The 20,464-nt window shown below is 73.1% G+C and carries 19 protein-coding genes; 10 read left to right on the plus strand and 9 right to left on the minus strand.

The genetic code is table 11. The features are described 5' to 3' along the window. Positions 1 to 21 precede the first annotated feature (21 nt). Entirely contained in the window at positions 22 to 1,599 is a 1,578-nt protein-coding gene (locus RAN62_RS33355) for a PAS domain-containing protein (RefSeq protein WP_305788814.1), read from the plus strand. A 216-nt stretch (positions 1,600 to 1,815) separates the two neighbouring features. Here RAN62_RS33355 and RAN62_RS33360 read toward each other — a convergent pair whose 3' ends face one another. The 4 genes from RAN62_RS33360 to RAN62_RS33375 all read right to left on the minus strand — a co-directional run bounded on the left by RAN62_RS33360 (position 1,816) and on the right by RAN62_RS33375 (position 6,108). After that, a complete protein-coding gene (locus RAN62_RS33360) occupies positions 1,816 to 2,094 on the minus strand; it encodes a GlsB/YeaQ/YmgE family stress response membrane protein (RefSeq protein WP_305788815.1) in 279 nt (92 codons plus the stop codon). Positions 2,095 to 2,577: 483 nt separating this feature from the next. Beyond that, the gene (gene lepA / locus RAN62_RS33365) at positions 2,578 to 4,455 is read right to left on the minus strand and encodes a translation elongation factor 4 (protein ID WP_305788816.1); all 1,878 of its coding nucleotides are present in this window, start codon (positions 4,453 to 4,455) and stop codon (positions 2,578 to 2,580) included. An 82-nt stretch (positions 4,456 to 4,537) separates the two neighbouring features. Next, positions 4,538 to 5,326, minus strand: coding sequence for an MOSC domain-containing protein (locus RAN62_RS33370; protein WP_305788817.1), 789 nt, complete (start codon positions 5,324 to 5,326; stop codon positions 4,538 to 4,540). A 248-nt stretch (positions 5,327 to 5,574) separates the two neighbouring features. Further along, positions 5,575 to 6,108, minus strand: a complete 534-nt coding sequence (locus RAN62_RS33375; RefSeq protein ID WP_305788818.1) for a DUF4240 domain-containing protein — start codon at positions 6,106 to 6,108, stop codon at positions 5,575 to 5,577. 53 nt (positions 6,109 to 6,161) lie between these two features. On the opposite strand from RAN62_RS33375, the gene RAN62_RS33380 reads away from it, so the two are divergent. The 6 genes from RAN62_RS33380 (at position 6,162) to RAN62_RS33405 (ending at position 12,381) form a co-directional block, all read left to right on the plus strand. Next, positions 6,162 to 7,121, plus strand: coding sequence for a phosphotransferase family protein (locus RAN62_RS33380; protein ID WP_305788819.1), 960 nt, complete (start codon positions 6,162 to 6,164; stop codon positions 7,119 to 7,121). A gap of 207 nt (positions 7,122 to 7,328) precedes the next feature. Beyond that, entirely contained in the window at positions 7,329 to 7,595 is a 267-nt protein-coding gene (rpsT, locus tag RAN62_RS33385; protein ID WP_305788820.1) for a 30S ribosomal protein S20, read from the plus strand. 783 nt (positions 7,596 to 8,378) lie between these two features. Then, positions 8,379 to 9,353 carry a DNA polymerase III subunit delta gene (gene holA, locus RAN62_RS33390; RefSeq protein WP_438874584.1) on the plus strand — a complete coding sequence of 325 codons (975 nt, stop codon included), beginning with the start codon at positions 8,379 to 8,381 and terminating at the stop codon, positions 9,351 to 9,353. Positions 9,354 to 9,706: 353 nt separating this feature from the next. Continuing rightward, positions 9,707 to 10,930: a hypothetical protein gene (locus RAN62_RS41285; protein ID WP_369077222.1), complete on the plus strand. Its 1,224-nt coding sequence runs from the start codon at positions 9,707 to 9,709 to the stop codon at positions 10,928 to 10,930. 148 nt (positions 10,931 to 11,078) lie between these two features. Then, a complete protein-coding gene (locus tag RAN62_RS33400; RefSeq protein WP_305788821.1) occupies positions 11,079 to 11,489 on the plus strand; it encodes a hypothetical protein in 411 nt (136 codons plus the stop codon). A 43-nt stretch (positions 11,490 to 11,532) separates the two neighbouring features. Continuing rightward, positions 11,533 to 12,381, plus strand: a complete 849-nt coding sequence (locus tag RAN62_RS33405) for a DegV family protein (protein WP_305788822.1) — start codon at positions 11,533 to 11,535, stop codon at positions 12,379 to 12,381. On the opposite strand, the gene RAN62_RS33410 is transcribed toward RAN62_RS33405, so the two are convergent. Together RAN62_RS33410 and RAN62_RS33415 are read right to left on the minus strand one after the other, a co-directional pair. Next, the gene (locus tag RAN62_RS33410) at positions 12,349 to 13,377 is read right to left on the minus strand and encodes a DUF1444 domain-containing protein (RefSeq protein WP_305788823.1); all 1,029 of its coding nucleotides are present in this window, start codon (positions 13,375 to 13,377) and stop codon (positions 12,349 to 12,351) included. The genes RAN62_RS33405 and RAN62_RS33410 overlap by 33 nt on opposite strands. A gap of 50 nt (positions 13,378 to 13,427) precedes the next feature. Then, entirely contained in the window at positions 13,428 to 14,192 is a 765-nt protein-coding gene (locus RAN62_RS33415) for a putative protein N(5)-glutamine methyltransferase (protein ID WP_305788824.1), read from the minus strand. A 264-nt stretch (positions 14,193 to 14,456) separates the two neighbouring features. On the opposite strand from RAN62_RS33415, the gene RAN62_RS33420 reads away from it, so the two are divergent. The 3 genes from RAN62_RS33420 to RAN62_RS33430 all read left to right on the plus strand — a co-directional run bounded on the left by RAN62_RS33420 (position 14,457) and on the right by RAN62_RS33430 (position 18,281). After that, entirely contained in the window at positions 14,457 to 15,254 is a 798-nt protein-coding gene (locus RAN62_RS33420; RefSeq protein WP_305788858.1) for a ComEA family DNA-binding protein, read from the plus strand. After that, positions 15,251 to 17,605, plus strand: a complete 2,355-nt coding sequence (locus tag RAN62_RS33425; protein WP_305788825.1) for a ComEC/Rec2 family competence protein — start codon at positions 15,251 to 15,253, stop codon at positions 17,603 to 17,605. The genes RAN62_RS33420 and RAN62_RS33425 overlap by 4 nt, the downstream gene beginning before the upstream one ends. Before the next feature lie 259 nt (positions 17,606 to 17,864). Beyond that, the gene (locus RAN62_RS33430; protein WP_305788826.1) at positions 17,865 to 18,281 is read left to right on the plus strand and encodes an ASCH domain-containing protein; all 417 of its coding nucleotides are present in this window, start codon (positions 17,865 to 17,867) and stop codon (positions 18,279 to 18,281) included. A 425-nt stretch (positions 18,282 to 18,706) separates the two neighbouring features. Here RAN62_RS33430 and RAN62_RS33435 read toward each other — a convergent pair whose 3' ends face one another. The 3 genes from RAN62_RS33435 to nadD all read right to left on the minus strand — a co-directional run bounded on the left by RAN62_RS33435 (position 18,707) and on the right by nadD (position 20,436). Next, on the minus strand, positions 18,707 to 19,345 hold the full coding sequence (locus RAN62_RS33435; protein WP_305788827.1) for a histidine phosphatase family protein: 639 nt from the start codon (positions 19,343 to 19,345) through the stop codon (positions 18,707 to 18,709). Further along, positions 19,342 to 19,734: a ribosome silencing factor gene (gene rsfS, locus RAN62_RS33440; RefSeq protein ID WP_305788828.1), complete on the minus strand. Its 393-nt coding sequence runs from the start codon at positions 19,732 to 19,734 to the stop codon at positions 19,342 to 19,344. Before rsfS ends, RAN62_RS33435 begins: the two co-directional genes overlap by 4 nt. Before the next feature lie 114 nt (positions 19,735 to 19,848). Further along, positions 19,849 to 20,436: a nicotinate-nucleotide adenylyltransferase gene (gene nadD, locus RAN62_RS33445; RefSeq protein ID WP_305788829.1), complete on the minus strand. Its 588-nt coding sequence runs from the start codon at positions 20,434 to 20,436 to the stop codon at positions 19,849 to 19,851. Between the last annotated feature and the right edge of the window lie 28 nt (positions 20,437 to 20,464).

Here is a 20,464-nt window from a genome sequence, read left to right on the forward strand (position 1 = left end):
GAATGGATCCTCTTCGGAGCCGTGAGCGTAGGCGCCATCGTCGTGGGGGTGAGCCGGCACCGGCCGGCGCGGGTGGCCCCGTGGCTGCTGCTCGCCGCCTCGGTGACCTGCCTGGCGATCGGCGACGTCTTCTACGCCTTCGACATGATGCCGGTCGCCGACGCCGTCTACCTGTCGATGTTCGTCTTCATCGGGCTCACGGTCATGCAGTTCACCCGGTTCGGCTCGGTGCTCACCGACCGCGCCCGGCTCATCGACCTGCTCGCCCTCGGCTGCGCGGTGCTGCTGCTGGTCTGGGTGTTCGTGATCGGCGACATCGGCCAGGCCGGCGACATCTCCGCCGCGGACGTGATCGGCGCGCTGCTGCTGGTCGGCGTGACGATCCGGCTGATCATCGCGACCTGGTTCACGTGGTCGGCGGTGCTGCTGTGCGCCGGCGCGGGCGGCATGCTCTCCAGCGACATCGCGTACGGGCTCCACGCCGCGTGGTGGACCGAGGCCGGCTACATGGTGCTGTACCTGGCGTGGGGCGCCGCGGCGTTGCACCCGTCGATGACGCGGCTGACGTCGCCCGTACCGGTGCGGCCGGCCCCGTGGCAGGGGCGCTGGGCCGCGGTCCTGGGCATATCGGTCGCCACACCGCCGATCGTCCTGCTCGTCGAGGCGGTCACCGGCACGGTCACCGACGGCGTGGTCATCGCGGTCACCGGCGCGCTCACCCTGGTCCTCACGTTCACCCGGCTCGCCGACTCGGTCGCGCTGAGCCAGCAGGCCCTCCGCCGCGAACGGGTGCTCCGCGAGGCCAGCGCCGCCCTGGTCGCGGCCGTCGACGCCCCGGCCGTCGATCACGCGGTCCGCGGGGCGGTGGCCCAGCTGCTGCCCGCGTCCGAGATCACGGGCGTCGACTTCGCGCCCGACGACCGGCGGCTGACGTTGCCCGCGGCGCCGGCGGGGACGCGTACGCGAAGCTGGTGGATCGGCCCCGGCACGCTGGTCTGCCCGCTCTGGCTCGAGCCGCTCGCCGTGGCCCGCCCGCACGGCGGCGCCCTGCTCATCACCGGCCGCCGCGAGCCGCTGGAAGCCGCCCGCGACGCGCTCGAGGTGCTGGCCGGGCAGGCCGCCCTCGCCCTCGACCGGATCACCCTGGTCGAGGCGGTGGGCCGCCGCGACAGCGATCTCTACCTGCGCGCGGTCGTCCGCAACACCGCCGAGCTCATGCTGGTCGTGGACGAGGACCACGTCATCCGGTACGCGAGCCCGGCGCTCCACACTCTGCTCGGCACGGAGGACTTCGCGCCGTCCGCCACCTTCGTCGATCTGGTGCACCCGGACGACAGCGCCCGCGTGGGGCGCGCGCTCCGCGAAGCCGGCGACGGTGTCCTGCACTGCTCGTTGCAGCGGGGCGACCAGACGCAGGTGCTGGTCGAGGCGACGTACCGGGACCTGCGCGACGATCGGCTCGTCCGCGGCTATGTGCTGACGCTACGGGACGTGACCAGCTCGCACGATCCGGTCGAGCAGCTGCCGCGCGTGGGCAATGTCGACACGCTGCCGGCGTGGGTCAACCGGCGGAGTGCTCAGCACAAGTTCCGGTACTGAGCCGCGTTTGGGCGCTTTCCTCAGCGCGCGCTCCTTGCACTTTCCTCGGCGGGCGCTTCTCGCGGCCTCCCCGGCGCGCGCTTCTTGGAGGGACACGCAAGAACGCCGGACCCCTGGGGGATCCGGCGTTCCTGGCGGCTGCTCCATCGGACCCCGAGAGGTCCTCCGGTCAGGCCCGGCGGGGAAGCTCAGCGCCTCCCCGTGCGGGCCCGGGGGTCAGCGGCGGCTGTAGCGGCGACGGCCACCGACGCCGGCGACCAGGGCCACACCGATCGCGGCCAGCACGACCTGGAACAGGATCTCGGTCCAGTCGATGCCGTTGGTGTCGGCGACGCCGAAGGCGCGGGCCAGAACGGTGCCCAGCAGCGCGGCGACAACACCGATCACCAGCGTCAGCCAGATCGGGATGTTCTGCTTGCCCGGGACGACAAGGCGGCCCAGGGCGCCGATGATGAGACCGACGATGAGCGCGGAGACGATACCGGCGACAGTCATTGGTGGTTCCTCCTCGGGGGTGGAGCATTCGTTGCGTCCGTCGACCAAGCAAGTTCCCGACGCCCTCGAAAGCCAAACCGCGAAATTGCCAGGCAACTCGCAGAATTTCCCCGCCGCACCCCCCTCACCAGGCAAAAGAGCAGCTCAGCGGACCTTCGTGGGAGCGGTCCCACGGCAAAAATTTCCTCCGGCGCCTTCCCCGGGCGCCGGCCGGGCCTCCCCCGGGCGCGGTACCCGCCGTCCGCAAACCCGTTCCGGCGGGCAACCTCGGTTAACCACCTCACACGATGTCCGCCGCCGCCTTCGGCCCTCCCCGCCCGCCCTCGCTTTTCCGCCGCCCGCCCTGCCCTTTCCCATCGCCCGCCTCCGGCCGCCCGCCTTCCGCCGCCCGCCTTCCGCCGCCCGTTTCGGAGACAGCGACGCCCGGGTCCCACCGTTCTCGCGGCGGGGCCCGGGCGTCTCTTTCCGGCTTGGTGCGGCGGCCTACTTCTTGGCGGCCTTGGCGTCCACGGCGTCCGACGTCGACAGCGCGGCGATGAAGGCCTCCTGCGGCACCTCGACCCGGCCGACCATCTTCATCCGCTTCTTGCCTTCCTTCTGCTTCTCGAGCAGCTTGCGCTTCCGGCTGATGTCACCGCCGTAGCACTTGGCGAGCACGTCCTTGCGGATCGCGCGGATCGTCTCGCGGGCGATGATGCGGCTGCCGATCGCCGCCTGGATCGGCACCTCGTACTGCTGGCGCGGGATCAGCTTCTGCAGCTTGGAGGCCATGCTCACGCCGTACGCGTAGGCCTTGTCCTTGTGGACGATCGCGCTGAACGCGTCGACCGGCTCGCCGTGCAGCAGGATGTCCACCTTGACCAGCTCGGCCACCTGCTCGCCGGAGGGCTCGTAGTCGAGCGACGCGTAGCCCTTGGTCTTGCTCTTCAGCTGGTCGAAGAAGTCGTAGATGATCTCCGCGAGGGGCAGCGTGTAGCGCAGCTCGACCCGCTCGGAGCTCAGGTACTCCATGCCGAGCAGCGTGCCGCGCCGGCTCTGGCACAACTCCATGACCGCGCCGACGTAGTCGTTGGGCACCAGCACGGTGGCGCGCACCACGGGCTCGCGGATCTCGGCGATCTTGCCGGCCGGGAACTCGCTCGGGTTGGTCACCGTGTGCTCGGTCATGTCCTCGGCGATGACCTGATAGATCACGTTCGGGGCGGTGGAGATGAGGTCGAGGTTGAACTCGCGCTCGAGCCGCTCGCTGATGATCTCGAGGTGGAGCAGGCCGAGGAAGCCGCAGCGGAAGCCGAAGCCCAGCGCCGTGGACGTCTCCGGCTCGTAGACCAGGGCGGCGTCATTGAGCTTGAGCTTGTCGAGCGCGTCGCGCAGCGCCGGATAGTCGGAGCCGTCGATCGGATAGAGCCCGGAGTAGACCATCGGCCGCGGGTCCTTGTAGCCTCCGAGCGGCTCGGTGGCCGGCCGGTTGTTGCCGGTGACCGTGTCGCCGACGCGGGACTGCCGCACGTCCTTCACGCCGGTGATCATGTAGCCGACCTCGCCGACGCCGAGCGCCCCGGCCTTCTCCATCTCGGGCGACACGACGCCGATCTCGAGCAGCTCGTGCACGGCCCCGGTGGACATCATCTTGATCCGGTCGCGCGCCTCGATGCGACCGTCGATCACCCGGACGTACGTGACCACGCCGCGGTAGACGTCGTACACGGAGTCGAAGATCATGGCCCGGGCCGGCGCGTCCGCGTCACCCACCGGCGGCTGGAACTGCCGCACGATCTCGTCGAGCAGGTGCTCCACGCCCGCGCCGGTCTTGCCCGAGACCTTGAGCACATCGGACGGCTCGCAGCCGATGAGCTTCGCGAGCTCCTCGGCGTACTTCTCGGGCTGGGCGGCCGGCAGGTCGATCTTGTTGAGCACCGGGATGATGTGGAGGTCGTTCTCCATGGCCAGATAGAGGTTGGCCAGGGTCTGCGCCTCGATCCCCTGCGCCGCGTCGACCAGCAGGATCGCGCCCTCGCACGCGGCGAGACTGCGGGAGACCTCGTACGTGAAGTCGACGTGCCCCGGGGTGTCGATCATGTTGAGCACCGCCGACTCGCCGGCCCGCTCGCCCTGGCGCACCTCCCACGGCATGCGCACGGCCTGGCTCTTGATCGTGATGCCACGCTCGCGCTCGATGTCCATGCGGTCGAGATATTGCGCGCGCATCTGCCGCGGATCGACCACGCCGGTGATCTGCAGCATCCGGTCGGCCAGCGTCGACTTGCCGTGGTCGATGTGCGCGATGATGCAGAAGTTCCGGATGCGACGCGGATCGGTCGCTCCGATGATGTTCACGCCGGGGTCGAGCGGTCCAGGCACGTTCGTCCGTTCTCGAGCAAGTCAGGGGCATCTCCGGCGGCCGGCACGATGCGGCCGCCTCTCCCATGGTCCCACGTCTCGGTCACACCCAGTCCAGCGGCCGATGAGCCCCTGCCGGAAACTCGGCCACCACCTCGGCCCCCGGCCCGACAATCCCGCCCCGCAGCACGACCGCCATGATCCCGGCCCGCCGCACCAGCCGCCCGTCCTCGCCCCGGCCGAGCACCTCCTTCAGCAGCCCCCGCCGGAACCTGTTGATCTGCGCACACGGGTTCCGCAGCCCCGTCACCACGACCGCCGCCCGCCCGTCGGACTCCCCGCACCCGAGCTCCGCCCGCACCACGCCCTCGAGCACGTCGGCCACATCACTCAGTCCGGCGTTCACGATCGTCCGCCGCGCGGCCGCAACGACATCGAGCGCACTCCCGTCCCCGGGGACCTCCCGATCATCCGCAGCGGCCCGAACCCGGGCCCGCGCGTGGCCGACCGGCTCCCCAGGCCCGCCCGGCCGCCGCTCGCCAGGCCCGTCCGGCGTCGTCGCGGGCACCGGGCCGAAGCGCAGGATCGTGCCGCACGGCAGCCCGAGCAGATCGAGCCCGGACGTCGTGACGTTCTCCCCCAGCCCGCCCGCCGGCACCGCGTAGCCCTTGGCGCCCACCTCGTCGAACAACTCCCGGTGCATCAGATGCACCTGACGCAGATTGGGCTGCTCCGGATCGGCCGCCACCCGGGAACGGTGCCGCACCGTCACCCCGGCATGCACGTCCCCGCGCACGCCCCAGCCCGGCACCAGCTCGATCCCCCCGCGCCCCGCCTTGCTGAACGTGTAAGCCCCGTTGCAGCTCACCGCCGCGACCAGACCCCGAGTCATCGCACCGCCCTCCCGCGCAACCCGCCACCGACGCGCCCAGCCCACACCACCCCGCTGCCCCGGTCGACCGCCTTTCCCACCCCGTGGCGCGACCGGCAGCCGCGCGTGGCCCGTCATTCGGCGGCGTGGGGCCGTCACCCGGCGGGGAGGAGCACCGACGCCATGGCCGCGCCCGCCTCGACCGGCTCGCCACCCCACTGCCGAGGCGGCTGCGCAGCGCCCGGACGAGTGGCTGTCGGAAGCCCGACTCAGTCCGGCGGCAGCAGGAACAGCGACGACAACCGCGGCAGCCGCCGGCCCATCTCGTCCTCGTCGTCGAAGTCCCAGAGCATCGCCGGGTCCGGCCGCCCCGGCGGCGTGTCACTGGCCGGGAACTCCTCGCCCGTGGCCTGCTGATAAGCCTCGGGGGCGATGGTCAGGACCTCCTCCGCCTCGAAGACGGCGCCCGTCGTGGCGGCGGCCTTGACCGAGGCCAGGCCGGCCAGGGAGTCGGGGTCGCGGACCGCCCCGGCGAGCACCTCGCGGCCGTTGGCGATGAGCCAGCCGCGGAAGTTGTCGAAGCCCTCCTCGGAGCACCCGCCGTTGATCAGATAGGCCGCGGCCCAGAGGTCCTCCTTGCCCGAGGCGGTGAGGACTTTGTCCAGGTGGCGGCCCCAGGCGACGATCTCGTCGGGGTCGCGGGCGGCGAGCTCCGCGACGGCGCGCTTGGCCACTTCGCCGGGCGAACCCGGCCGGTCGGCGGTCGCCCGGTCGATGACCGCCCAGAATTCGTCCGTTCTCATGGCCGAGAGCTTGCCAGGCGGGTACGACAAAACCGGGAAGGCAGGATGGGGACATGCGCCCGGTTGAGCTTCCCGAGGTCCCTTACGGCGCCACGGCCGTACGCCCGAATTGGTCGGATCTGCCGCCCGAGGTGCGGGCCGCGATCGACCGGAGACTGGGCTCGCCGGTCCGCGTCGCGACGCCGGCCGGAGGCGGTTTCACCAGGGCTTTCGCCGCGGTGGTCGAGACCGGGTCGGGCGAGCGGGTCTTCCTCAAGGCCGCACCCCACCAAGATCCGACTTCCGACTGGTACGCCCATGAGGCGACCGTCACAGCCGCCTTGCCCCCCGAGGTGCCCGCCGCCCGGCCGCGCTGGACGCTCGACGCGGCGGGATGGTTCGTGCTGTGCCTGACCGCGGTGGAGGGGCGCGTACCGGCGCTGCCTTGGCATCCGGACGAACTGCGGTCGGCCCTGCACGCGTGGAAGGTCGCCGCCACGGCCCTGCGCCGGCCGCCCGCGGGCATCGACGCGCCGCCGCTCGCCGGGATCATCCGGGGCGAGCTGTCATGGTGGACCCAGATCATGAACGGTCTCGAGCCGATCCCCCCGGCACCGGCCTGGGCCGCCGACCGGCTGGACGACCTGGCGGCGCTCGAGGAGACCCTGCCCGGGCTGGTCGACGGTCCGGGCATGCTGCACGGCGACCTGCGGATCGACAACATCATGATTGACAGGTACGGGCGGAGCACGCTCTGCGACTGGACGTGGCCCGCCCGGGGCGAGGCGTGGTTCGACACGGTGACCCTGCTCGTCACGGCGTACGCGAGCGGCCTGGACGCCGACAGTTACCTGGACGGCTGGGACGCCCCACCGGAGGGCGTCGACGGCGTCCTCGCGGCCATGGGCGGCTACTGGCTGACCCGCGCGGCGGCCGGCCCGAGCAGCGCGTCGCCGCACAGCCGTCAGCACCAGCGGTTCAGCGGGCACCAGGCGCTGGCCTGGCTCGCCGCCCGCCGCGGCTGGGCCGGCTGACGGGCTCCCCGGTCGATGCCGGCTGACGGGCTCCCGGTCGATTTGGGAGGCGCGGATCAGGCCTGATACATTGGTTCGTCGCGTGTGGTGGCGCGTTCCTGCGTGCTGCTCACCGCTTTGAGCACTTCGACGTTGTGGTGCCTCAGACCTCTGAGCACCGCAGAAGTCTCAGTACATCATCCGAACTAGTCAGGACAAGGCTGTCGCGTGGCGAACATCAAGTCCCAGATCAAGCGCAACCGGCAGAACGAGAAGGCCCGGCTGCGCAACAAGTCGGTCAAGTCGTCGCTGAAGACCGTGATCCGCAAGCTGCACGAGGCGAGCGACGCGGGCAACACCGAGACGGCGACCGCCCTTCTTCGTGACGCCTCGCGCCAGCTCGACAAGGCCGTCAGCAAGGGCGTCATCCACAAGAACCAGGCGGCGAACCGCAAGTCGGCCATCGCCAAGAAGGTCGCTGCTCTCTCCGCCTGATTCGACCGAGGCACCCTCTGCCCGGCGGCGCCCTCGACACGAGGCAGGTCGCCCTCGGTGGGGTCCCTCATGAGGCGACCGCAGCACCGGCGCTCCTTCCGAGCCGCCGGCCGTTGCGGGGAGGCCTCCCCCTCCGATCGGGCGCGTCCGGTCGGCGCTCCGGCATGGTGACTTGCCGAAGCACAATGTCGGCCCGCCGGGTCCGGACCCATCGCGTCAGCGATGATCCGCCCGGCCCGGGCTGACACCGGTCCCCGACCACACTCAGGCACCGCTGGACTCGTCCGGCGGTGCCTGAGTCGTTCCCGGCGGCGTGCTCGGCGCATACCGGCGGCGTGCTCGGCGCATCCCGGCGGCGTGCTCGGCGCATCGCGACGGCATCGCCCGGCCGGTCCGCGCGGCGGGCGGCGACGACGGGTTGCCCCACGCACGCAGCCGGCAGGGCGTGGGCCCGCGCATGCTGGGCCCCCGCCCGGTGCCCGCGGGAGCGACGGCCCGGACCACGACGGACATGGGACATGAAGCCGTTGAATTTGATCTTGAAGACTGCGGCAACACGCCCGGGTTAGCCCGACCGAGCGATTCGACCCCGGGCGATCGGTTCGGATGTGCCCCGCGTCACGTTTCTCACGTAAAACAGACATCCAGCCTGATCGAGCCGCTTTACCGCGCCGCGGGGATGGCTAAAGACCGATATGTCGGGTTTCGCGTTCCTCGATCAACAGGCTCCGGGCAGCGGCCGGCCGGGCGGAAGTGTCGGACCCCCGTGGGAGGATTTTCGTCGTGAACAGCACGCCGCCCGATCCGCTGGTCCTCGTCCTCGGCGACGAGGAGTTGCTCGCTGCCCGCGCCGTCACCGCGACGGTCGAGGCCGCGCGGGCCGCCGACCCCGGCGCCGACATCCGGGAATACGAGGCCGGCCAGATCGCCGCGGGCGAGGTCGCCGAGATGCTGAGCCCGTCGCTGTTCGGCGGCCGCCGCGTGCTCGTGATCCGCAGCGGGCAGGACGCGCGCAAGGACCTCACCACGGCGCTGCTGGCCTACGCCAAGGCGCCCGACCCCGACGTCACCCTCATCGTCACGCACCCGGGCGCGGCCAAGGGCAAGGCCTTCGCCGACGGCCTGAAATCCGCGGGCGCGACGGTGATCCCCGCCATGAAGCTCAAGAACGACCGGGAGCGCACGGCGTTCGTCCGCGACGAGTTCCGGCGGCACGGCGGCCGCTGTGACGAGGCCGCGGCGTCCGCCCTGCTCCAGGCCGTCGGCTCCGACCTCCGCGAGATCGCCGCGGCCTGCTCCCAGCTCCTCGCCGACACCGACGGCAAGATCAGCGCCGCCGTGGTCGCCCGCTACTACAAGGGTCGCGCCGAGGTCAGCGGCTTCGCCGTCGCCGACGCCGCCATGATCGGCGACGTCCCCGCCGCCCTCGAGGCCCTCCGCTGGGCCCTCCACGTCGGCGTCGACCCCGTCCCGATCGCCGACGCCCTCGCCGACGGCGTGCGCACCGTCGCCCGCGTCGCCTCCGCCGGCCGCGGCAACCCCTACCAGATGGCCAGCTCCCTCGGCATGCCCGCCTGGAAGATCCAAAAGGCCCAGGAGCGCAGCCGCGGCTGGACCCCCGAAGCCCTGGTCGACGCCATGCGAGCCGCCGCCGACTGCAACGCCGCGGTCAAGGGCGGCTCCGAGGACAGGGGCTATGCCTTGGAGCAGGCCGTGTTCGCGGTGGCCCGGGCCCGGCACTCCGGAGGTGCCCGGTGAGCCGGTTCCGCCGCGGCTCCGAAAGCCGGAGCGACGCGATCAGCCCGAGCTGGGGCCGCAGTCTGCCCTCAGCACCGCGCGGCGGCAACCTGCCTCCGCAAGCGCCCGGCGAACCCTCATCCGGCAACACCGGCCCGCACGGCAGAAGTGACGGTCCGCGCGGCGGAAACGTGGGCTCGCACGGCGGCGCCCCGGCTCTGGACGCGGCATCGGGCGCGGCATCGCCCGCGGCTTCGGACGCGGCTTCGCCCGCGGCTTCGGACGCGGCTTCGCCCGGGGCGGCCGAGCGGCGGAACACGCACGACGTTCCGGGCCCGGGCGCCTGGCCCCCGCTCCGGCCCGACGGGCGCAGCATGAGCGACCGCTTCGGCGTGACCACCGACCGGCAGTCCGGCGAACGACGCGGCATGGGGCGCGCCATGCGCTTCCGCGACGCCGCCCGCCCCGAGGTCCCGCCCGCCGAAGCCCGCCTCGGCCGGCTCCGCGAGGAAGCCCGCGCCGGCCGGACAGCCCTGCGCGCCCAGCCCCTGCCCGACCCGATCGACTGGGCCTACCAGGGCAGCCCCGCCCCGGCCGGCCCCGATCGCCAGAGCCACCCGGGCGGCCCCGACCCCGCCGACCCCGGACGCCAGAGCCACCCGGGCGGCCCCGACCCCGCCGACCCCGGACGCCGGAACCACCTCGGCGGCCCCTTCCCCGGCGATGCCGACGGCCGGGGCTACCGGGACGCTCCCTCCTCGGGCAACGTCAGTAGTCGGGGCCATCAGACCCGCGACGCGGTCTACCGGGGCAGCACCACCACCGCCCCGGAGCCGGTCGGCGCCGCGACGGCCGGGGCCCGCCCGGCGGCAAGCTCCTCAGCTGTGGGCCGCCCGGCAGCGCTCGTCCAGGCCCCGCCGACCCGCCGCCCGCGCGCAGCCGCGGCGTCCAACCCGGCGCGGGTGGAGGCGGACAAAGCACACCGCCCGATGTACGCCCGCATGCTCCGCCTCCGCCACGTCGCACCGAGCGGCTTCCTGTGCTTCGTCTTCCTCGAAGGCACGGTCGCCCTCGGCATCCTGCTGGCCCTCGCCGAGCTGGTCAGCTGGTGGGGTGTCCTCGTGCTGCCCGCGGCCGTGGCCGGGATGGTCAAGCTGAACGACATGGTCGCCGGCGTCCTCGAACGTCAGCTCGCGGCCTCCCCCGCGGGCTCCCGCCCCTCCCCGCCGCCGTCGAGCAGCAGCCCCGGATCAGGCCCCCAGCCGCCGTCGAGCAGCAGCCCGGGCTCAGGCTCCCGGCCGCCGTTGAGCAGCGGCCCGGAGTCAGGAGCCGACGACCGGTCTCCCTCCGCAAGCGCGGCGCACGAGCCCTTCCTTCCGGCGGCGCCGAACCGCCTCACCGGCCCCTACACGAACAATCGCCACGCCCGCGACGCGTGGATCCGCCCGCCCGCCGAGGAAGCCGCCCTCGAAGGCCCCACCCCTGCTATGCCCGCGCTCCCCGGCATCGACAACGGCGCCCGCCCGGCCCGGCAGTGGGCCGACGACATCGACGACCAGCAGCGCTCGCGACAGTCGGCCGCCCGCCGCTACGAGTGACCGCCACGCCGCACGCCACGACAAGCTGCGCGCCACGACAGGCCGGGCGTCACGAGAAGCCGCGCGCGGTGCGAGCGCTGACCGGCGTACGGAATGATGGGGGTCTGACCGGAACCGCACCCCGCCCGGTAGCGTCAGAGGAACCATGATGCGACGTTTTCTCGTGATGGCGACCGCTGCCGCGGCGCTCTCGCTCGCCGCGTGCGCCAACGGCACCGGTGACGAGGCCGGAGCGCCGTCCGCGCCGAGTGCCGCCGTGCCCAGCGCGACCACGCCCGGCGCGACCGGGCCGAGCGAGGAGCCCGGAGTGCCCAGTCAGGAGCCGAGCGCCCCGGCCGACGAGGCCGGGACCACGACGCTGAGCGGCACGATCGAGGCCGGCGTCGAGCCCAACTGCCTGATCCTCGGCAAGCATCTGCTCGTCTTCAAGGACCCGGCGCTGCAGTCGGCGGCGAAGGCCGGCGCGTCGGTCACCGTGACCGGCCGCGTCGCGACGGGGATGATGACGACCTGCATGCAGGGTACGCCCTTCGAGGTCACCGCCATCCGGCCGAAGTGATCCGCCGTCGGCGGAGCGGGCGGTCATCGGTTACCGTCGCCGCATGCCCGTCGCGGTCGTCACCGACTCCACCGCGTACCTGCCGTCCGAGCTGCACGACGCCCACGACCTGACCGTCGTCCCGCTCACCGTGGTCATCAACGGTGACGAGGGCCTCGAGGGGTGTGAGGTGTCACCGGCCGAGGTGGCGCGTGCGCTCGGTCAGCGGCGTGTGGCCGTGAGCACGTCGCGGCCGGCGCCGGGGCAATTCGTGGCGGCCTACCGGAAGCTGCTCGACGCGGGCGCCGACGGCGTGGTTTCGGTGCATTTGTCGGCTCAGCTGTCGGGCACCTACGACGCCGCCAAGCTCGCCGCCGCCGAGGTCGGCCCCGCGGTCGAGGTCGTGGACAGCGGGACGACCGGCATGGGCCTGGGCTTCGCGGCCCTGGCGGCGTCGGAGGCGGCCCACCGGGGGGCATCTCCGGCTGAGGTACGGAACACCGCAACGCGACACGCCTCACAGGTCAGCACGCTCTTCTACGTGGACACGCTGGAGTTCCTGCGCCGCGGGGGCCGGATCGGGGCGGCCGAGGCACTGCTCGGCACCGCCCTCTCGGTCAAGCCGATCCTGCACGTGGTCGAGGGCGGCATCGTGGTGCGGGACAAGGTTCGCACGGCGGGGCGGGCGCTGGCCCGCCTCGTCGACCTGGCCGTGGAGGCGTCCGGCCTGGGCGAGGTCGACATCGCCGTGCACCATCTCGCCGCCGCCGACCGGGCCGCGGCGCTGGCCGACGCGGTGACGATGCGCCTGGGTGACCGGCTGCGCGACTGCTACATCGCCGAGATCGGGGCCGTGGTCGCCGCGCACGTGGGCCCGGGGCTAGCCGGCGTCGTCGTCCACCGGCGGGAATGACTCCGCTCGCCAGCGCTCCGGATAGAGCCCCTGGGCGCTCAGATGCGGCAGCAGCTCGTCCCACGCCACCACCCGCTCGCCCAGCTGCACCTCGTCCACCTTCGGCAGCAGCACCGGCTCGTCCTGGGGCCACAGCGCCCGCGTACGCCCGTCGCCCGTGAGCAACATCTCGGCAGCCCCCGGCAGATCGGCCGCCTGCTTCGCGTACTCGCATGACGACAGCACCGCCTCCGCGCGACGGATGCGCGCCGCGTGGTGCGCCCCGGCGTACGGAACCGTGCGTCCGCTGTCGTCCGGCGCGTAGGCCATCGGGGTTATCGCCCGCGGTGACGCCAGGTAAATGCTCTCGGACCGCGCGAAAAGCTCCGCCACGTGTGCGCTGCCGTCCGCGGTGACCAGGAGCAGCCCCCGTTCCGGTGCGAACGCCACGGGCCGCCCGCCCACCTGTTCGGCGAGCCCGGCCAGCCAGCCGTCGAGGAGCAGGTGCGACGTCCAGTACGCGTCGCCGTCGTCGACGAACTGGACCACGACCGGCTCGGTGGCCGCACCCAGCAGCTTCGCGCCCGACAGATTGGCGCGCGCGGCCGCGAAGACCTCATCGTCGGTGACGCCCCAGCCGTGGGTGATGGTGACGTAGGTCATCGTGTCCGGCTGATCGACGACCACGAACTCGGACAGGTACGGGAACGCGGGCCGGCACAGCGGCGCGGTGCTCCGAGTGGCCGCGCCGCGCAGGACGGGCCGCAGCAACGGGCGGGCCTCGGCCCACGTGGCGGGCAGGCCGGGGGCGCGCAGGAAGCCCGCGACGAATTGATCCACCCGGCCGCGCGGGACCTCGTCGAGACGTACCTCACTGGGTTGGTCCTCGCCGGGCCGCACGAACCGCACGGTGAAGGACGCCGAGTGATAGCGCGCCTCCGTCGCACCGGCCCGGCGCAGACGCTTGATGACGCGGCTGGCCAGACGCGCCCGCGCGGCTCTGCGGAACAAGCCCACGCGCGACCCCTCTGTTCGCTCCCCCAGTCGTGGGCGACGACTTTAGCGGTTCATCCTGTGGCTGTCACCACCGTCGCCTCGAGCTCGTCGTCGTACGACAGCCCCGGACGCAGGCCGGCCCGGCGGACAGCCTCGACCGCCGTGTCAGCCTGTGCCTCCGTGATCTCGGACAGCAACAGGCCGTCCGGGGCCAGCCATGCGCCCGCCTCCGCGACGACGGCCCGGAAGACATCGAGGCCGTCGGGCCCTCCGTCGAGAGCGGTGCGCGGCTCGTGCAGACGCGCCTCGGCCGGCAGGTAGTCGATGTGCGCACTGGCTACGTACGGCACGTTGGCGAGGAGGACATTGATCCGCCCGCGGAGACTGTCCGGCAACGCGGCGAACAGGTCACCCTGATACACCCGATCCGCGCCCAGGTTGTCGCGGGCACAGGCCACTGCGGCAGGGTCGCTGTCCGCGGCGGTCACTTCGATCCCGGGTACGCGCCGGAGCAGCGCGAGCCCCAGCGCACCTGACCCGCAACACAGGTCGACGACGGTGTGACCCGGGCGGGTGTGGGTCGCCGCCACCCGGACCAGCAGCCGGCTGCGCACCCTCGGAACGAAGACGCCGGGCCGGAGGCCGATCCGCCCGCCGTCGAATTCGGCATGCCCGACGATCTGCTCCAAGGGCTCGCCCGCCGCACGCCGGGCGATGAGCGCTCGGAGGTCGGTCGCCGAGGCGGCCGCTTCGACGAGAATGGCGGCCTCCTCCTCGGCATAGACACATCCCACCGCTCTGAGCTGGGCGGTCGTGTCGGCTAGCACAGCGTTCATGGGACTCCCGGGTTATCCACAATGGGCCGCTGTCCACAGGGGCGGCGGCGACGATGCTGCTCGCACCCTACGGTCGCCGGCGTGGGAGAGGCGAAGAAGGACATCGGTGCGGCTCCGCCGCTGCGGGGTTATGCGTGGGACACGACCGAGCTCGGGCGGCCCGCGGCGGCGGCTGACGCGCCGGCCCGCCGGGGCGAGGTGCCCGGGGCGACCGACAACGAGCCGCTGACCTGGGCCGACGTGGTTCCCGGCTGGTCGGAGGCGATGCCCGGGTGGCCACCGGACGTGCCCGGCTGGCCGGACGACGTTCCCCCGGCGGCGCCGTCACCACCCGCGCATCGGGCCGTCGCCGACGGGGTCTTCGCCGCCGACCCGCCGGCGCTGTCGGCCGCCGGGGCCTTCGACGGTCCGGGCGGGCGGCGCGTGAGCCTGTTCGACCCGGGCCGGCGGGGAGTGCGGGCGCTGCTGATCGTGGCGGTCGCCGTCGTGGTGCTGGCGGCTTACCTCGCGTGGCGCGGGCGCCCACAGGTGGAGGTCGTCCCGCCACCGCTGGCCACCGGAGCGGTCTCGGGCAGCAGCGCCAGTGCCGAGCCGGAGAGGATCGGCGCCCCAGCAGCGTCGGCCGGTGCGGCGATCGTGGTGGCCGTCGGCGGCAAGGTCCGCAAGCCGGGGCTGGTCGAGCTGCCGCCCGGCGCCCGGGTCGCCGATGCCCTGACCGCCGCGGGCGGCGCCGAGCCGGGCGTCGACGTGGCTCCGCTCAACCTGGCGCGCAAGGTGGTCGACGGCGAGCTCATCATGGTCGGTGTCACGCCCCCGCCCGGTGCCGCTCCCACCGCACCCGCGGGCGCGACCGGCGCCGGCGCGCCACCCGGCCTGGTCAACCTGAACACCGCGACGCTGACTGACCTCGACGGCCTGCCCGGCGTCGGACCGATCCTGGCCCAGCGCATCCTCGACGCCCGCGAGTCCCGGGGTGGCTTCACGGCCGTCACCGACCTGCAACAGGTGGACGGCATCGGCACCGCCCGCTGGGAGCAGCTCAAGGATCTGGTGACGATATGACCGGCCCGCCCTCGTCCGGCGCCTCCGGCCCGCGGGCGGCCCCGGATCTGCGGCTGTCGGGTTTCGCCGTGGCGCTCTGGATGGCGGCGCTGGCCTGCCTCTACCTGCCCGTGCGGGTGGGAGTGGCCCTCGGAGCCGCCGCCTTCGTTGCCGCCGCTGTGGTCGCGTCCCGCCTCGGAGACCTCCGGTGGATCGTCGTCGCCGTGCTGCTGGGCGCCGGATGCGGCGCCGTGGCCACGGAAGCCAGGGTGGCCGTCCGGGACGCCGAGCCGCTGGCGGGCTGGGTGGCTGCCGAGGCGACCGTCCGCGTGGACTTCGTGGTGCGCGACGACCCGCGAGCGCTGGACGGGTCGCCGGGGCTGCCGCCGACGTACCTGGTGGCGGTCGGGCTCACCGGCGTCCAGCCGGGCGACGGACCGGCCGTGACCCTGTTCGCCCGGGCGCTCGTGCTCGGATCGGGCACCGCCTGGCAGTCGCTGTTGCCGGGCCAGCACGGATTGGCGACGGGACGGCTGCTGGCGCCCCGCGGCGGTGACCTGACCGCGGCCGTGTTGTCGGTCCGATCGGCGCCCGAGCTGCACGGCCGGCCGTCGTGGGCGCAGCGGGCCGCCGGAAGCCTGCGCGCCGGCCTCCAACGCGCGTGCAAGCCGTTGCCGGACGATGTGGGTGGCCTGCTGCCCAGCTTGGTCGTCGGCGACACGAGCCGGATGGACCCGGCGGTCGAGGAGAACTTCCAGGCCACGGGGTTCACCCACCTCACCGCCGTCAGCGGGGCGAACATAGCCATCCTGCTGGGCGTGGTTGTCGCCTTGGTACGGCGGCTGCGAGCCGGTCCCGTGGTGACCGCGCTGGTGTGTGCGGTGGCGCTGGCCGGCTTCGTGGTGCTGGCCCGGCCGTCGCCCAGCGTGGTGCGGGCGGCGGCCATGGGCGCGCTGGCCCTGATCGGGCTGGCGAGCGGACGGCCCCGGGCGGCGGTCCCGGCGCTGGCGGGCGGCGTGGCGGTCCTCGTCGTGGTCGATCCCGAGCTGGCGGCCGACCTCGGCTTCGCGCTGTCGGTGCTGGCGACCGGCGGCCTGCTGCTGCTCGCCCCGAAGTGGCGGGACGCGCTCGTCCGGCGCCGGTGGCCGGGCTGGGCCGCCGAGGCGCTCGCGGTGCCGGCGGCGGCTCAGGTGGCGTGCGGGCCCGTGGTGGCCGGCATCTCCGGGGCGGTGAGCCTGGTGGCCGTGCCGGCCAACCTGCTGGTCGTCCCGGCCATCGCCCCGGCGACCCTGCTCGGGGTGGGCGCCGCCGTGGTGTCGCCCGTGTGGCCGCAGGGCGCCGACTTCGCCGTGTGGATAGGCCAGTGGCCCGCGCGGTGGCTCGTAGTGGTCGCCACGCACGGGGCCGGCGTCCCCGCGGGCGCGGTGCCGTGGCCCGGCGGCGTGACCGGCGCCCTGCTCCTCGCGGGCATCACGGTCGCGTTGCTGGTGGCGGCGCGGCGCGCGGTCGTCCGGCGGCTGGTCGCAGTGGTGACGGTGAGTGCCATGGTGGGCGCGTTGCCCGTACGCCTGCTGGGCTCGGGCTGGCCCCCGCCCCGCTGGATCATCGTGGCGTGCGCGGTGGGCCAGGGCGACGCCGTCGTGCTGCCCGTGTCCGAGGGCCGCGCCGTGGTGATCGACGCGGGCCCGGACCCCGAAGCGGTCGACGCTTGCCTGCGTCGCCTCGGTGTGCGGGTGGTCCTGCTGTTCGTGGTCAGCCACTTCCACGTCGACCACATCGGCGGCCTCGCGGGAGTGTTCCGCGGCCGCACCGTCGCCGGAGTCGCCACCCCGGGCTGGCCCGACCCACCCTCCGGCCGCGCCGCCGTCGAGCAGCACTCCGCCCGCGCCCGCACCCCGGCGGCGCCCGTCCACCCGGGCTGGCGCTACACCGCCGGGCCGCTGGACCTGACCGTGCTCGGCCCGGTCCGGCCCCTCCACGGCACCAACTCCGATCCCAACAACAACTCCCTGGTCCTGTCGGCCACGATCAGCGGCCGCCGCATCCTCCTGCCGGGCGACGCCGAGACCGAGGAGCAGGACGACCTCCTCCACCGCCTGGGCCCGCCCGCCGTCCGCGCCGACATCCTGAAGGTCGCCCACCACGGCTCCGCCTACCAGTCCCCCACCTTCATCGACGCCGTCGACCCGGCCGTCGCCCTGGTTTCCGTGGGCGCGGACAACGACTACGGCCACCCCAACCCACCCCTGATGGCCCGCCTGTCCCGCGGCGGCGCCAAAGTCCTCCGCACCGACCAGAACGGCGACCTCGCCGCAATCCGCACCCCCACCGGCCTCGCCGTCGTCGCCCGCGGCAATCCCCCACCGCCGTGACCGCCGCGGGTCCCCACCGCCCTGAACGCGGCAGTTTCCCAGCGATGTGATCGCGGCAGTCCCCACCGCCGTGACCGCGGCGGTCCCTCGTCACCCCATTGCAGCGCGGGGACAGCCCGCAGCAGTCCCCCATCGCCACCTTGACCATGGCGCGGATATGAACGAGCTGTTGGAGCACGTGCGACACGGCGACGGCGAGCGGGGGCCGGCTGTGCCGCGGGGGCCGCCGGCACGTCTGCGCACCCGGTAGCCTCGGCCGATGCCCGCCGACTTGCCCGTGACCCAGTTCGCGTTTCCCGGCCCGCTGCGTGACAGGTTGGTCGCGGCGGTACTCGACGGCACCAAGACGTCGACGACGGGCCTGCTCCAGGACTACGAACGCGATCAGGAACCGCTGCCGGTCGTCGGTGCTCGATCCGCCGTGGTCGACTCGGCCGGTCGCCGGGTCGCGGTCATCGAGGTGACCGAGGTGCGGGTCAGCCGGCTCGGCGATGTCGATCTCGCCCATGCCCGCGACGAGGGCGAGGGGCACGAAACGGTCGCCGCCTGGCGCGCCGGTCACGAAGAGTACTGGCACGGCGCCGACTACCGAGGCTGGCTGCGCGACCCGGGATTCATCGTGACTGACGACACGCCGGCCGTCCTGAAGCGGTTCCGCCTGGTGGAAAAACAATGAGACCCGGCACGACGAGGATCACGAGCGCGCGCGAGCGCCAGCACCACGGCGCGGGTGGAGCGCCGCCACCATCACGACGGGCGTAAGCGCCGCCACCATCACGGCACGGGCGAGCGCCGTCGTCATCACGGCGGGGTAAGCGCCGGCGTCATCACGGCGCGAAAGACGCTCGTCGGCGGACAGCAGAAGCCCCCGGCGCCAAGCGACGCCGAGGGCCAACCGAACAGGCGCCACGAAGCGGCGACGAGCCCGGCCATCGCCTGACCAGACCGGCGCCGGCTCGCACAAGCGACCGGCACGACCGGCCAAGCGGACGTCGGACAGAACCGGAGCCGATCCGACCCGAACGGGCATCGACCGGTCAGACCGGCGGCGGCACCAGGTAACGAGCAGTCGGACCGGCGGGGGCACCGGGTAACGAGCGGTCAGACCGGCGGCGGCACCGGGCGCTCCGAGAACGGGCCCACGTTGTAAGCCGCCAGCTGCCACCCGCGCGAGCCGTCGAACGTCAGCTCGGCCCAGTGGCAATTCTGCAGCGCACGCAGCGTCCGCAGCATCTCCGGCGCCCAGCCGAGCAGGTGCCCGACACCTTGACGAGCCGCGGCGCCGTGGGTGGCGACGACGACCGTGCCGCCCGCGGGGACGAGGTCGGCGGCGGACTGCAGCCCCTCGGCGACCCGCTTGCCCAGGTCGTCGAGGGTTTCCACGTCGCCGCCGATGACCGTTTCGCCGGCCTTCCAGCGGGCGTGCTCGTCGGGGCGCTGCTCGGCGACCTCGGCCATGGTCAAACCCTGCCACAAGCCGAAGTGGCGCTCGCGGAGGCGCTCGTCGGGCCGGACCGGGAGGCCGGTGAGGGCCGCCAGGGCCGCCGCGGTGTCGGCCGCGCGGGTCAGGTCGCTGGCGACGAGCGCGTCGGGGCGGAGCCGGACGAGCAGCTCGGCCGCGTCGACGGCCTGCTGGCGGCCGAGGTCGTTGAGCGGCACATCGGTCTGGCCCTGGACGCGACCGTCCCTGTTCCAGTCCGTGTTGCCGTGCCGCCAGACGATGAGGCGCGTGGTGGTCATGCCGCCCCGGTGGGCGCGGCGGCGTCCCGGTCGACGAACTCGATCGTCGGGCAGTCCTTCCACAGCTTGTCGAGGGCGTAGAACTCCCGCTCCTCGGTGTGCTGGATGTGGACGACGATGTCGACGTAGTCGAGGAGGACCCAGCGGCCCTGGCGCTCGCCCTCGCGGCGCACGGGCTTGGCCTTTTCCTCGAGGTTGAGCAGCGCCTCTTCGATGGCGTCGACGATCGCGACGACCTGGCGCTCGTTGGACGCCGACGCGATGACGAACGCGTCGGTGATGTAGAGCTGCTCGGCCACGTCGATGATGACGATGTCCTGAGCCTTCTTGTCCGCGGCAGCCTGCGCTGCCGTCAGCGCGAGCTCGCGGGCGCGGTCGGTGACGGGCACCGGTCTCCCCTCAGTCGGGTTCTCTGACGACCCGGCGACAGCGAATTGCCGAGTGCTACAAGCCTCTCACACGGGTCCGACAATCCCCGCCGCGCAAAAACGGCAAACGTGACATCACGCCCGATAAAGTTCCCGCTTCGCGATGTACTGCACCACACCATCGGGGACGAGGTACCAGACCGGCTGCCCCTTTGCCACGCGCTGGCGGCAGTCGCTGGACGAGATCGCCATCGCGGGGACCTCGACGAGGGTGGCCGTGTCGGCCGGCAGGTGCTCGTCGGTCAGCTGGTAACCAGGCCGCGTGACGCCGACGAAGTGCGCCAGCGACAGCATTTCCAGCGCGTCCTTCCACGAGAGGATCTTGCCGAGGGCGTCCGCGCCGGTGATGAAATAGAGCTCCGCCTCGGGGCCGTACACCGCGCGCAGGTCCCGCAGGGTGTCGATCGTGTAGGTCGGGCCGTCCCGGTCGATGTCCGCCCGCGAGACGTGGAAGCGCGGGTTCGAGGCGGTCGCGATGACCGTCATGAGATAGCGGTCCTCGGCCGGGCTGACGACGCCCTTCTGCCAGGGCTGCCCGGTCGGCACGAAGACGACCTCGTCCAGGTCGAAGCGCATCTGCACCTCGCTGGCGGCCACCAGGTGACCGTGGTGAATGGGATCGAAGGTCCCGCCCATGATGCCGATCCGGCGCCGTTCACGCATCGAGGAATACTAGATCACCCAGCGAGAG

The organism is Symbioplanes lichenis (assembly GCF_030709675.1).
GTDB lineage: Bacteria > Actinomycetota > Actinomycetes > Mycobacteriales > Micromonosporaceae > Actinoplanes > Actinoplanes lichenis.